The organism is Streptococcus sp. A11, assembly GCF_043674225.1.
Classification (GTDB): Bacteria; Bacillota; Bacilli; order Lactobacillales; family Streptococcaceae; genus Streptococcus; species Streptococcus suis_V.
Genome location: NZ_JBIMJS010000022.1, coordinates 21585 through 33348, shown reverse-complemented (window position 1 = coordinate 33348; position 11764 = coordinate 21585). Strand labels below are relative to the sequence as shown.

The window sequence follows — 11764 nt, the reverse complement described above, 5'->3', positions numbered from 1 at the left end:
CGAACACAGCAGTTAAGCCCTAGAACGCCTGAAGTAGTTGGGGGTTGCCCCCTGTTAGATACGGTAGTCGCTTAGCGCCTAGGAATCAGATGATTCCATTTGGGAGTTTAGCTCACTGGGAGAGCTGAAACAATCTAGTGATTGTTTCAGGTTGTGGATGAAGAAAGCGTAGCTTTCCACACTACAGATGCTCGACCATTGAGTTAAATGACCAGAAGGGGAGTTTAGCTCAGCTGGGAGAGCATCTGCCTTACAAGCAGAGGGTCAGCGGTTCGATCCCGTTAACTCCCATTATAAGCGGGTGTAGTTTAGTGGTAAAACTACAGCCTTCCAAGCTGTTGTCGCGAGTTCGATTCTCGTCACCCGCTTTGAACTTATTGTTCATTTTACCAAACTTAGGTTTGGGCGCGTAGCTCAGATGGTTAGAGCGCACGCCTGATAAGCGTGAGGTCGGTGGTTCGATTCCACTCGTGCCCATATATGGTCCGTTGGTCAAGGGGTTAAGACACCGCCTTTTCACGGCGGTAACACGGGTTCGAATCCCGTACGGACTATATTTTATGGAGGATTACCCAAGTCCGGCTGAAGGGAACGGTCTTGAAAACCGTCAGGCGTGTAAAAGCGTGCGTGGGTTCGAATCCCACATCCTCCTTTTTATTGTCGCGGGATGGAGCAGCTAGGTAGCTCGTCGGGCTCATAACCCGAAGGTCGTAGGTTCAAATCCTGCTCCCGCAATTTTGGCTCGGTAGCTCAGTTGGTAGAGCAATGGATTGAAGCTCCATGTGTCGGCGGTTCGATTCCGTCTCGCGCCATTAACTTAATATTTTGGAGAGATAGCGAAGAGGCTAAACGCGGCGGACTGTAAATCCGCTCCTTCGGGTTCGGGGGTTCGAATCCCTCTCTCTCCATACCTTTACGGGCATAGTTTAAAGGTAGAACTAAGGTCTCCAAAACCTTCAGTGTGGGTTCAATTCCTACTGCCCGTGTTCTATGGCGGGTGTGGTGAAGTGGTTAACACATCAGATTGTGGCTCTGACATTCGGGGGTTCGATTCCCCTCACTCGCCTATTTTAATATTGGGGTATCGCCAAGCGGTAAGGCAAGGGACTTTGACTCCCTCATGCGTTGGTTCGAATCCAGCTACCCCAGTTATAACTATATGCCGGCGTGGCGGAATTGGCAGACGCGCTGGACTCAAAATCCAGTGTCCGCAAGGACGTGCCGGTTCGACCCCGGCCGCCGGTATAGTTGTGAAAGGAACGTTGATTTGTCGACGTTCCTTTTTGTGATAGGATCGTTGTCAACTGTAGTGGGTAGACGAAAGCTATATTCTTGAGAGGACCAGCTTAATCTTCTCGTTTTTAATGTTTGCCGCTGTTGAAATTTCCTTTACAAAGTTTTGTTCCATTTACAAACCATATTCCCCGAATTTTCTGAAAATTTTTGGTATAATAGTAAAAAATAATTTTTAGATAGGAAATACTATGACGGCAACAAAAATGAACGCTCAAGAAATCATCCAATTTATCGCCAATGCTGAGAAGAAAACGGCTGTGAAAGTGACCTTTGAAGGTCAGTTGGTGGCAGAAGTTCCGGCAACTGTCATCAAGCTGGGCAATGTCCTCTTTGGTGACTGGAAGGATGTGGAGCCGCTTTTGGCTGGCTTGACGGAAAATGTGGATTATGTGGTGGAAAATGACGCTCGCAACTCAGCTGTGCCATTGCTTGACAAGCGCGCTATCAACGCTCGTATCGAGCCGGGGGCTATTATCCGTGACCAAGTCGCTATCGGTGATAATGCGGTCATCATGATGGGTGCCGTTATCAACATCGGTGCGGAAATCGGTGCAGGGACTATGATTGACATGGGTGCCGTTCTTGGTGGTCGTGCGACGGTCGGTAAAAATAGCCATATCGGTGCAGGTGCAGTGCTTGCAGGCGTGATTGAGCCAGCGTCAGCAGACCCAGTTCGCGTCGGCGATAATGTCTTGGTCGGTGCTAATGCCGTTGTCATCGAAGGCGTGCAAATTGGTAGCGGCTCTGTCGTTGCGGCAGGTGCCATCGTGACTCAAGACGTGCCTGAAAATGTGGTAGTAGCAGGTGTTCCAGCCCGCATTATCAAAGAAATCGACGCTCAAACCCAACAAAAAACAGCCTTGGAAGAGGCTCTCCGTACACTCTAAGAGGTAGTTCATGCTCGATTTAATTGCGACTAGGCGTGCCCTCCACCAAATTCCTGAAATTGGGATGGAAGAGTTCAAGACCCATGCCTATTTGATGGACGTCATTGGTCAGCTACTGGAAAATTGTGATTTTGCTCAAGTTCGGACCTGGAAAACGGGGATTTTGGTCCATCTGACAGGTTCTGCGCCGGAAAAAACCATCGGTTGGCGGACGGATATTGACGGCTTGCCTATCGTTGAGGAAACGGGGCTGGATTTCAAATCTCTCCATCCTGACCGTATGCATGCCTGTGGACATGATTTTCACATGACCATTGCCTTGGGGCTTTTGGGGAAAATGGCAGAGCAGCAACCCAAGCATAATCTGCTCTTCCTCTTTCAGCCTGCAGAGGAAAATCTGGCTGGGGGCATGCTCATGTATGAGGCAGGTGCCTTTGGTGAGTGGTTGCCAGATGAATTTTATGGGCTCCATGTCCGACCAGACCTCAAAGTTGGTCAAATGGCCACCAACCGTGCGACCCTTTTTGCGGGCACTTGCGAAGTCAAGATACGGTTTACTGGAAAAGGTGGCCACGCAGCATTTCCCCATACCGCAAATGACGCCCTTGTGGCGGCCAGCTACTTTGTGACCCAAGTCCAGTCGGTGGTTAGTCGCAATGTGGACCCGATAGAGGGGGCAGTGGTAACCTTTGGGCACATGCAGGCGGGCACGACCAATAACGTCATCGCCGAAACGGCCTTTTTGCACGGCACCATTCGGGCCTTAACGCAAGACATGAGCCTTTTAGTGCAAAAACGTGTCCGTGAGGTGGCTGAAGGTATTGCCAAATCTTTTGGTGTAGAGCTAGACATTGTGCTCAACCCAAGCGGCTATCTGCCTGTGGAAAACAATCCGAAACTAGCAGATGAATTCATGACTTACTTTGATGGTGTGGAGGGAGTTGAGATGATTGACTGCCCACCTGCCATGACGGGTGAGGACTTTGGTTATCTACTCAATAAGGTACCGGGGGTCATGTTCTGGTTAGGAGTAGATACGCCTTATCCCCTCCACAATCCCCGTCTCAATCCCAATGAGGCTGCTCTTCCCTTGGCTGTGGATAAGTTAAGCGGATTTTTGAAAATGAAAGTGAACTAAGGTTGGTTTTCCAGCCTTTTTTCTGAAAAGGAGAATATTCTTTGGATAAAAAAATTATTCGTAAGGAAATGTTGGCTCAGTTGAAATCCTTGTCCTCGAGTCAGCGGGAGAAGAGCAGTCAGACCATGACTGATTTGTTGGTAGAGACAGAGACTTACAAGTCTGCAACCTCGCTTGCCACCTATCTTTCCATGCCACATGAGTGGAATACGCGTTATCTGATTGAGCAGGCGCGGGCGGATGGTAAGCAGATTTTCATCCCTAAGACCTATTCACAAGGGCGGATGGATTTTGTAGAATATAATCCAAATGGTTTGGTCAAGTCGGCTTTTGGTGTCTGGGAACCGGGAACTTATTCACAATCTGTGGATAAGTCTATGATTAACTTAATTCATGTGCCCGGTTTGGCTTGGAATGAGGTTGGTTTTCGGATTGGATATGGTGGCGGATTTTATGATCGCTACCTAGCTGATTTTCATGGGCAGACGGTGTCGACTTTGGCAGATTTTCAGCTACTGGCTATTGAGCCGGAGATATTTGACCAAGCAGTAAAGGAGTTAGTGATTGTTGAGACAGATGTTTGATAGACGGTACCCTGTGACCAATGGCTTGTTGGCTGTGACGACGGCTGTATTCTTGCTCATCCAAATCTTGCGTTTTGGGCAGACGACCGCGGCCTATACGATTTTTGAATTTGGCGGTATGTATGGAGAGGCGGTACGCCAGGATCCTAGTCAGCTATGGCGCCTGATTTCGCCGATTTTTGTTCATATCGGCTGGGAACATTTTTTGTTTAACAGTATCACCTTGATTGGGCTGGGTTACCAGCTGGAAGGACTGTTTGGTCCACGCCGCTTCTTTTTGCTCTATATGCTGTCGGGAATGATGGGCAATCTTTTTGTTCTCTTTTTCACTCCGGGAGTGGTCGGAGCGGGAGCGTCGACCTCCTTGTTTGGCCTCTTTGCGGCTATGGCCCTCCTGAGAAAATTTAGTCGCAGTCGCTATTTACAGGTTCTTGGGCAACGCTACATGATGCTTTTGGGGATGAACTTAGTGCTTGGACTCTTCACACCTTCGATCTCTATGGCAGGTCATATCGGTGGCGCGGTCGGCGGTGCCCTAGTCGTCATTTTTCTTCCACCGCTTGTGGAAAAAAATCTGTTTTCTGGTAAGCAAATCTTTTACAGTTTTATTAGTTATTTAGCTATATTCATTCTCTTGTTGGGCATCTTTTATCTGGTATAAGAAAAAAACTAGCGATTTGCTAGTTTTTCTTTGTTTTCTCTAATGATTTACCAAGGTCAATCAAATATTGTTTCAAATCGTCTCTGACCTGTGGGTGTTGTAGGGCGTAGTCAATGGAAGTTTTCATGAAACCAAACTTATCACCGACATCATAACGAGCGCCCTTGAATTCACGAGCGAACACGCGTTGGGTTTTGTTGAGGGTATCAATGGCATCGGTCAATTGGATTTCGTTGCCGGAACCTGGTTTTTGATTTTCAAGAATTTCAAAAATTTCCGGTGTGAGAAGATAGCGACCGATAATGGCCAAGTCAGATGGAGCATCTTCAGGTTTTGGTTTTTCCACAAATGTATCGACACTGTAAAGGCCATTGACACCTTCGCCATGAGGTGCAATGACACCGTAGGCTGACACCTCTTCGTGGGGAACCGGCATAACAGCAATGGTTGAAGCATGTGTTTTTTCAAAATCGTTCATCAATTGTTTGGTCAATGGGACAGCTTTTTTATTGGTAATATCCATGAGGTCGTCACCCAACATGACAACGAAAGGCTCATTGCCGACAAAGGCCTTGGCTTGCAAGACCGCATCGCCCAAGCCACGCGGATGACTCTGACGAATGAAATGCAGGCGGATACCAGTTGTTTCATCGACCAGTTTGAGCAATTCATTCTTACCTTTTTCTTTTAAGTTGTATTCCAATTCAAAGTTTGAATCGAAGTGGTCCTCAATAGAACGTTTTGATTTACCAGTAACCACCAAAATGTCTTCAATGCCAGATGCAAGGGCTTCTTCAACGATAAATTGGATAGTTGGTTTGTCAACGATCGGCAACATTTCTTTAGCGAGTGCCTTTGTTGCCGGCAAGAAACGTGTTCCCAAACCAGCAGCAGGGATGACGGCTTTTCTAACTTTCTTCATACATTTTTCCTTGTACTTTATTGATGATTAACAATTTTATTAGTGCCATTCATTTTCATGACGGAATTCGCCGGACATGATTTCTTGGATGGCATCTTTGATTTGGGCACCCTGGTAGATGACCTTGTAAATGGCTTGGGTAATTGGCATGTAGACCCCGAGTTCTTGGGCCAATTCGTAGGCAGCCTTGGTCGTGGAAATTCCTTCGATGACCATGCCCATATTGGCTTCGATGTCTTCCAGTTTCTCGCCCTTACCAAGCAGGTCTCCAGCCCGCCAGTTGCGGGAATGAACTGATGTACCGGTGACAATCAAATCACCGACGCCAGACAGCCCGCTGTATGTCAAAGGATTGGCACCCATGGCGACACCGAGGCGGGTGATTTCTGTTAAGCCACGAGCGATAATAGCAGCCTTGGCATTGTCACCATAGCCCAGACCGTGCAAGGCCCCGGCTCCGACTGCGATAATATTTTTAAGAGCGCCAGCTGTTTCTACACCGATTACGTCGTTGTTAGTATAGAGACGGAAGTAGCGATTGCTGAAGAGATTTTGGACATAGGTTGCTACCTCCATGTCTTTAGATGCGGCAGAAATCAAGGTCAAGTCGCGGATGATGGTTTCTTCAGCGTGGCTAGGACCGGAGACAACAACGACTTCTGAACGCAAGTCAGCAGGAATTTCTTCTTCCAAGACTTCTGACAAACGTTTATGAGTTTCTGGCTCAAGGCCCTTAGATGCGTGCATGACCACAACCTTGTGCTTGAGGGTCTCGGCAACCTGCTTGGCTACCAGACGGGTTACCTTGGTCGGTACGACAAAGAGCACAGCGTCGACCCCATCTAGCGTTTCAGCCAAATCCTTGTAGGCAACAATCTTCTCGTCTAGAACAATGTCCTTGAAATAGCGCGTGTTAGTATGTTTTTCATTGATTTCATCAATCTGCTCCGGGATATTTCCCCAGATACGGACACTATGCCCGTTATCATTGAGCACCTGAGCTAGGGCTGTTCCCCATGAGCCAGGTCCCAAGATAGCAATGGTTTGCTTTTCCATAATGCTTCCTCTGAATTCATGTTTTTACCATTATATCATATATAAAATTTTTTTGAAAATAGCAGAGCGAAAAAGTCGGCTTGCAGGAAACGGACAGGTCGGTCTTTACAAAATGAAAAAATCTATGAAAACAAAGAAAATATTTCATTTTGCTTGACAATAGTTCTCTAGAAAACTATAATAATTCTCATGGTCATTAATTAACAATGAAAGGAGTTTCGATGGGAGATTTTTTAGCAGAATTTCGTTCCCTACTCAATCAGGTGGAACAGATTGGTGATAAGATTGCCAAGGAACACGGTGTAGAGCATCTCGCTGGTCCTCAGGGATGGGCCTTGCTTTATCTAGCTAAGTGTTCTGACAAGGAAGTCTTTGTTAAGGACATTGAGAAAGAAATGAAAATTTCTAAGTCAGTTGCTAGTAATCTGGTCAAACGAATGGAGAAAAATAATTTTATTCAGGTCATTCCATCCAAGCAGGATAAGCGCTACAAGCAGATTATCCTGACGGCGAATGGGCAGGAAAAAGTTAGTCGTCTAGATGACTTCCATCAGGAACTGCACCAATCATTGTTTAATAAGATTACAAAAGAAGATTTTCAATTGGTGAAGCAGTGGGCCCATCAATTATCTGAAAATATTAAGGAATATAAGGAGAAGCACAATGTTTAAAGAAGCGATACTGCGTTATAAGTGGTATGCCTTGGCCTCGGTTTTATTAACCGCAACGGTCGTGACAACTGCTCTGCTACAGCCGAGCTACTTGAAGGATGTCTTGACAGCTGTCTTGACCAACGACAAGACAGAGATTGTTGAAGTCGGTAAACTCTTGCTGGTTATTGCTGGGATTGGACTTTTGGCTGGTTTAGCCAATACTATCGTGGCAGCGAAGATTTCCCAAGGGGTTTCGGCGGATATCCGCGAAAAAACTTTTAGAAAAATCCAAAGTTTCTCTTATGCAAATGTGGAAGAGTTTAATGCGGGGAATTTGGTCGTTCGGATGACCAATGATGTCACTCAGATTCAAAACCTGGTTATGATGCTCTTTACCATCCTCATGCGGGTTCCTATGTTGTTTGTCGGGGCCTTCATCATGGCGGTTCGGACCTTGCCTGAATTGTGGTGGGTCATCGTTCTGATGGTTATTTTGATCATGGCGATTATGGCTGTGGTCATGGGGGTTATGGGTCCACGATTTGGGAAATTCCAGACCCTAATGGACCGCATGAACGGCATTGCCAAGGAAAATCTGCGCGGTATCCGTGTGGTCAAGTCCTTTGTACAGGAAAAAAATCAATACGACAAGTTCAAGTCTGTGTCTAATGAACTCTTGGACCTCAACCTCTTTATCGGTTATGGTTTTTCAATCCTGCAACCCTTGATGATGTTTATTTCTTTCATGGCTATTTTCTTGTCCCTCTACCTGGTATCTGGGATGGTGGATACGAATTTTGAGGCGATTGGTGGCTTTACTTCCTTCATGAGCTACCTTATGCAGATTATGTTTGCTATTATCATGGCCTCTTTCATGGGCATGCAGGCATCTCGCGCAGCTATTTCCATCAAACGGATCAGCGAGGTCTTGGATACCGAGCCTGCTATGACCTTTAAAGATGTGGCAGATGAAGTACTCGAAGGCCGGATTGTCTTTGATAATGTCAGCTTTACCTATCCGCATGACACGGAGCCGACTCTGAAAAATATTTCCTTTGAGATTGAGCCAGGCCAAATGGTCGGTGTGGTTGGAGCGACGGGCGCTGGTAAATCAACGCTTGCCCAACTCATTCCGCGTCTCTTTGACCCGCAGGAGGGGACGGTCTCTATCGGGGGTCGTGACTTGAAAGAAGTCAATCAAAATACTCTTCGTAACACGGTTTCTATCGTCTTGCAGAAGGCCATTCTCTTCTCGGGTACTATTGCAGACAACCTGCGTCAGGGCGCGCCTGGGGCGGACTTGACACGCTTGGAGCGGGCCGCAGGTATTGCCCAGGCCAAGGAATTTATCGACCGTTTGGATGATAACTATGAAAGCCAGGTCGAGGAGCGGGGAAATAACTTCTCCGGTGGTCAGAAGCAACGGATGTCTATTGCCCGTGGTGTGATTTCTGAGCCAAAAGTCTTGGTACTAGATGATTCGACCTCAGCCCTTGATGCCAAGTCTGAGAAATTGGTACAAGAGGCCCTCAATCATGATTTGAAGGGGACAACGACGGTTATCGTTGCCCAGAAGATTTCTTCTGTTGTCAAAGCTGATAAGATTTTGGTACTTGATGAAGGTCATCTGATCGGCCAAGGTACCCACGCCGAGCTGGTAGCTACGAACGATGTCTACCGTGAAATCTACGAAACGCAGAAAGGGAGAGAAGAATAAATGAAGACTTTACGTTTCTTTTGGTTTTATTTTAAACGTTATAAACTGTCCTTTGCTATGATTTTTGTGGCTATTGTTGCGGCGACTTATTTGCAGGTGAAGACACCGGTTTTACTGGGGAATGCCATTACAGAATTGGGAAAAATTGGTCAGGCTTATTTTGCGGCGAAGCAAATGGGACAGACTGGTTTTAAGCCGGACATAGCTGATTTTAACGGGGTTATGCTCAACCTTCTCATGGCCTATGTGGTGACAGTTGTGTCGACCTTGATTTACACGCTCTTGTTCACTCGGATTGTGGCGCATTCGACCAACCGTATGCGTAAGGGACTTTTCGGTAAGCTGGAGCGTTTGACGGTTGCCTTTTTCGATAAGCATAAGGATGGAGATATTCTGTCACGCTTTACATCGGATTTGGACAATATTCAAAATGCCTTTAACCAGTCGCTGACCCAGGTTGTGACCAATATTGCCCTCTATATCGGTATGGTCTGGATGATGTTCCGTCAGGATGTCCGTCTGGCCTTGGTGACCGTTGCATCAACACCGATTGCCCTACTTGCTTTGGTGATTATTATCCGTCTGTCTCGTAAATACACGGATTTGCAGCAGGCAGCCGTTTCTAAGCTCAATGCCTATATGGACGAGAAAATTTCTGGTCAGAAGGCCATTATCGTCCAAGGGGTGCAGGAAGAAACGATCGATGGCTTTATGGAGCTCAATGAAGAAGTGCGTCGGACGACCTTCAAAGGGCGTCTCTTCAGTGGGGTGCTTTTCCCCTTCATGAACGGGATGAGCCTGGTTAATACGGCCATCGTTATCTTTGCAGGCTCCAGCATAGTACTCAATGATTCTTCCTTGGAAACAGCAGCAGCTCTTGGTTTGGTGGTGATTTTTGTTCAGTATTCGCAACAATACTACCAGCCAATCATGCAGATTGCAGCCAGCTGGGCGGAGTTGCAACTGGCTTTCACGGGTGCTCACCGTATCCAGGAAATGTTTGACGAACCTGAAGAAGTTCGCCCTGAAAATGCACCGCATTTCACCGAACTCAAAGAAGGAGTGGAAATCAAGAACATCGACTTTGGCTACCTGCCAGGTCAGAAGGTTTTGGACAAGGTGACTATCTCTGCTCCTAAGGGCAAAATGGTGGCGGTCGTTGGGCCGACGGGATCTGGTAAGACTACCATTATGAACCTGATTAACCGTTTCTACGATGTCAATGGGGGTAGCGTGGCCTTTGATGGTCGCGATATTCGGGAATATGACTTGGACAGCTTGCGGGATAAGGTCGGCATTGTCTTGCAGGAGTCAGTTCTTTTCTCAGGCACTATTGCGGACAATATTCGCTTTGGCGATGAGACTATTTCGCAGGAAATGGTGGAAACAGCGGCGCGTGCCACCCATATCCACGACTTTATCATGAGTCTGCCAGAGGGCTATGAGACATATGTGACTGATGATGAAAATGTCTTTTCAACTGGTCAGAAACAGCTGATTTCCATTGCCCGTACCCTTTTGACAGACCCTCAAGTCCTGATTTTGGACGAAGCAACCTCAAACGTGGACACGGTAACGGAAGCCAAAATTCAAAAGGCTATGGAGGCCATTATCGCAGGACGGACCAGCTTCGTCATTGCCCACCGCCTCAAGACTATCTTGAATGCGGATGAAATCATCGTCCTCAAAGACGGTAAGGTCATCGAGCAGGGCAACCACAGCCAACTTCTCAAACTCAACGGCTTCTACGCCGAACTCTACCACAACCAGTTTGTGTTTGAATAAAGTTGAAAACCCCAGCCACTAGGTTGGAGTTTTGCTTTACCCTGTATTTCCTGTATAATAGACCTATGAAAAGACAGAGTGTTCGAGTTGAACTGTTTCCCCTAAAAAAAGAAGAAATCCTTGCCTACTTAGATGACAAGGGTGTTTTAGTGAATGACTATTTCAAGACCTACCTAGCTCATCCTGCTTATCAAGAAGTGGTGGAGAAACAGAAGTGTTTAGTTGAGATTGTCAGCCTAGCCGACATGGGATTTGATCGGGAAGCAACTGCTCCTCAGATAGAGAGGAGAGCCGTGGAGATGGGTTATCAGTTACCACCAGCTCCTCTGGGAGTTTATCTTCGGTTGGCCTTGTTGGAACAGGAAGTTAGTCAAGATGCTATACTCTCCCAAGGAAAATCACCAGATGGAGCCATTTGCCTGCTGTCGCCTCAGTTGGAGAAAGAGTTTAACTTCCCTCGTAGTGTCTATCTTCGCAAGGTTGACCAAGACTTGTGGCTACGTGCAGCCCGCTTTGATGACGAGTATGCCTTCCCCTTAACAACACTTTTTGCATTTGTGACGAAAAATGCGAATGAATACAATGAATAAAAAGAAGAAAATGATGTAAGGAGTTCTTATGAAAATCCGTGGATTCGAACTGGTCAGCCAGTTTACTGATGAAAATTTATTGCCAAAACGTGAGACAGCCCATGCAGCAGGTTACGACCTGAAGGCTGCAGAAACCGTCAGCTTGGAGCCAGGTGAGATTAAGCTGGTTCCGACTGGTGTTAAGGCCTATATGCAGGCCAATGAGGTCCTCTATCTCTACGACCGTTCGTCCAACCCTCGCAAGAAGGGGCTGGTTTTGATTAACTCGGTTGGAGTTATCGACGGCGACTACTATGGCAATCCAGCCAATGAAGGTCATATCTTTGCCCAGATGCGAAACATCACAGAAGAAACCGTTGTGGTGGAAGCTGGCGAACGCATTGTGCAAGCTGTTTTTGCACCCTTCCTCTTGGCTGACGGCGATCAGGCCGACGGTGTTCGGACGGGTGGATTTGGCTCGACAGGGAAGTAGGAG

Annotated in this window: 11 protein-coding genes and 12 tRNA genes; 21 read left to right on the top strand and 2 right to left on the bottom strand. The window is 47.0% G+C overall.

What is annotated here, in order from left to right:
- Positions 1 to 218 precede the first annotated feature (218 nt).
- The 16 genes from ACHBIF_RS10585 to ACHBIF_RS10510 all read left to right on the top strand — a co-directional run bounded on the left by ACHBIF_RS10585 (position 219) and on the right by ACHBIF_RS10510 (position 4566).
- Positions 219 to 291, top strand: a tRNA-Val gene (locus ACHBIF_RS10585).
- 6 nt (positions 292 to 297) lie between these two features.
- A tRNA-Gly gene (locus ACHBIF_RS10580) sits at positions 298 to 368 on the top strand.
- Positions 369 to 403: 35 nt separating this feature from the next.
- Positions 404 to 477, top strand: a tRNA-Ile gene (locus ACHBIF_RS10575).
- A gap of 5 nt (positions 478 to 482) precedes the next feature.
- Positions 483 to 554 (top strand) — tRNA-Glu (locus ACHBIF_RS10570).
- An 8-nt stretch (positions 555 to 562) separates the two neighbouring features.
- Positions 563 to 652, top strand: a tRNA-Ser gene (locus ACHBIF_RS10565).
- A gap of 9 nt (positions 653 to 661) precedes the next feature.
- Positions 662 to 735 (top strand) — tRNA-Met (locus tag ACHBIF_RS10560).
- A 4-nt stretch (positions 736 to 739) separates the two neighbouring features.
- Positions 740 to 812 (top strand) — tRNA-Phe (locus tag ACHBIF_RS10555).
- A gap of 15 nt (positions 813 to 827) precedes the next feature.
- A tRNA-Tyr gene (locus tag ACHBIF_RS10550) sits at positions 828 to 908 on the top strand.
- 7 nt (positions 909 to 915) lie between these two features.
- Positions 916 to 986, top strand: a tRNA-Trp gene (locus ACHBIF_RS10545).
- 7 nt (positions 987 to 993) lie between these two features.
- Positions 994 to 1066 (top strand) — tRNA-His (locus ACHBIF_RS10540).
- Positions 1067 to 1077: 11 nt separating this feature from the next.
- Positions 1078 to 1149, top strand: a tRNA-Gln gene (locus tag ACHBIF_RS10535).
- A 12-nt stretch (positions 1150 to 1161) separates the two neighbouring features.
- A tRNA-Leu gene (locus ACHBIF_RS10530) sits at positions 1162 to 1245 on the top strand.
- A gap of 239 nt (positions 1246 to 1484) precedes the next feature.
- Positions 1485 to 2183 (top strand): 2,3,4,5-tetrahydropyridine-2,6-dicarboxylate N-acetyltransferase, encoded by a 699-nt coding sequence (gene dapD / locus ACHBIF_RS10525; protein WP_105111782.1) that lies wholly within the window; start codon positions 1485 to 1487, stop codon positions 2181 to 2183.
- Between the two features lie 10 nt (positions 2184 to 2193).
- Positions 2194 to 3321, top strand: coding sequence for an N-acetyldiaminopimelate deacetylase (locus ACHBIF_RS10520; RefSeq protein WP_394720400.1), 1128 nt, complete (start codon positions 2194 to 2196; stop codon positions 3319 to 3321).
- A gap of 41 nt (positions 3322 to 3362) precedes the next feature.
- A complete protein-coding gene (locus tag ACHBIF_RS10515; protein WP_394720398.1) occupies positions 3363 to 3905 on the top strand; it encodes a 5-formyltetrahydrofolate cyclo-ligase in 543 nt (180 codons plus the stop codon).
- Positions 3898 to 4566 (top strand): rhomboid family intramembrane serine protease, encoded by a 669-nt coding sequence (locus ACHBIF_RS10510; RefSeq protein ID WP_394720396.1) that lies wholly within the window; start codon positions 3898 to 3900, stop codon positions 4564 to 4566. The genes ACHBIF_RS10515 and ACHBIF_RS10510 overlap by 8 nt, the downstream gene beginning before the upstream one ends.
- Before the next feature lie 19 nt (positions 4567 to 4585).
- On the opposite strand, the gene galU is transcribed toward ACHBIF_RS10510, so the two are convergent.
- The gene (gene galU, locus ACHBIF_RS10505; RefSeq protein ID WP_105122343.1) at positions 4586 to 5488 is read right to left on the bottom strand and encodes a UTP--glucose-1-phosphate uridylyltransferase GalU; all 903 of its coding nucleotides are present in this window, start codon (positions 5486 to 5488) and stop codon (positions 4586 to 4588) included.
- Between the two features lie 39 nt (positions 5489 to 5527).
- Entirely contained in the window at positions 5528 to 6544 is a 1017-nt protein-coding gene (locus ACHBIF_RS10500; protein WP_394720393.1) for an NAD(P)H-dependent glycerol-3-phosphate dehydrogenase, read from the bottom strand.
- A gap of 221 nt (positions 6545 to 6765) precedes the next feature.
- Between ACHBIF_RS10500 and ACHBIF_RS10495 the strand changes: the two genes are divergently transcribed.
- From ACHBIF_RS10495 to ACHBIF_RS10475, 5 genes are all read left to right on the top strand, one after another.
- On the top strand, positions 6766 to 7215 hold the full coding sequence (locus ACHBIF_RS10495) for a MarR family winged helix-turn-helix transcriptional regulator (RefSeq protein ID WP_394720391.1): 450 nt from the start codon (positions 6766 to 6768) through the stop codon (positions 7213 to 7215).
- Entirely contained in the window at positions 7208 to 8914 is a 1707-nt protein-coding gene (locus tag ACHBIF_RS10490; protein ID WP_172063941.1) for an ABC transporter transmembrane domain-containing protein, read from the top strand. Before ACHBIF_RS10495 ends, ACHBIF_RS10490 begins: the two co-directional genes overlap by 8 nt.
- Positions 8915 to 10699 (top strand): ABC transporter transmembrane domain-containing protein, encoded by a 1785-nt coding sequence (locus tag ACHBIF_RS10485; protein ID WP_172073899.1) that lies wholly within the window; start codon positions 8915 to 8917, stop codon positions 10697 to 10699. It abuts the gene before it with no gap.
- A 65-nt stretch (positions 10700 to 10764) separates the two neighbouring features.
- Positions 10765 to 11289, top strand: coding sequence for a hypothetical protein (locus ACHBIF_RS10480; protein WP_394720388.1), 525 nt, complete (start codon positions 10765 to 10767; stop codon positions 11287 to 11289).
- 28 nt (positions 11290 to 11317) lie between these two features.
- Positions 11318 to 11761 (top strand): dUTP diphosphatase, encoded by a 444-nt coding sequence (locus ACHBIF_RS10475; protein ID WP_002939955.1) that lies wholly within the window; start codon positions 11318 to 11320, stop codon positions 11759 to 11761.
- Positions 11762 to 11764 lie beyond the last annotated feature (3 nt).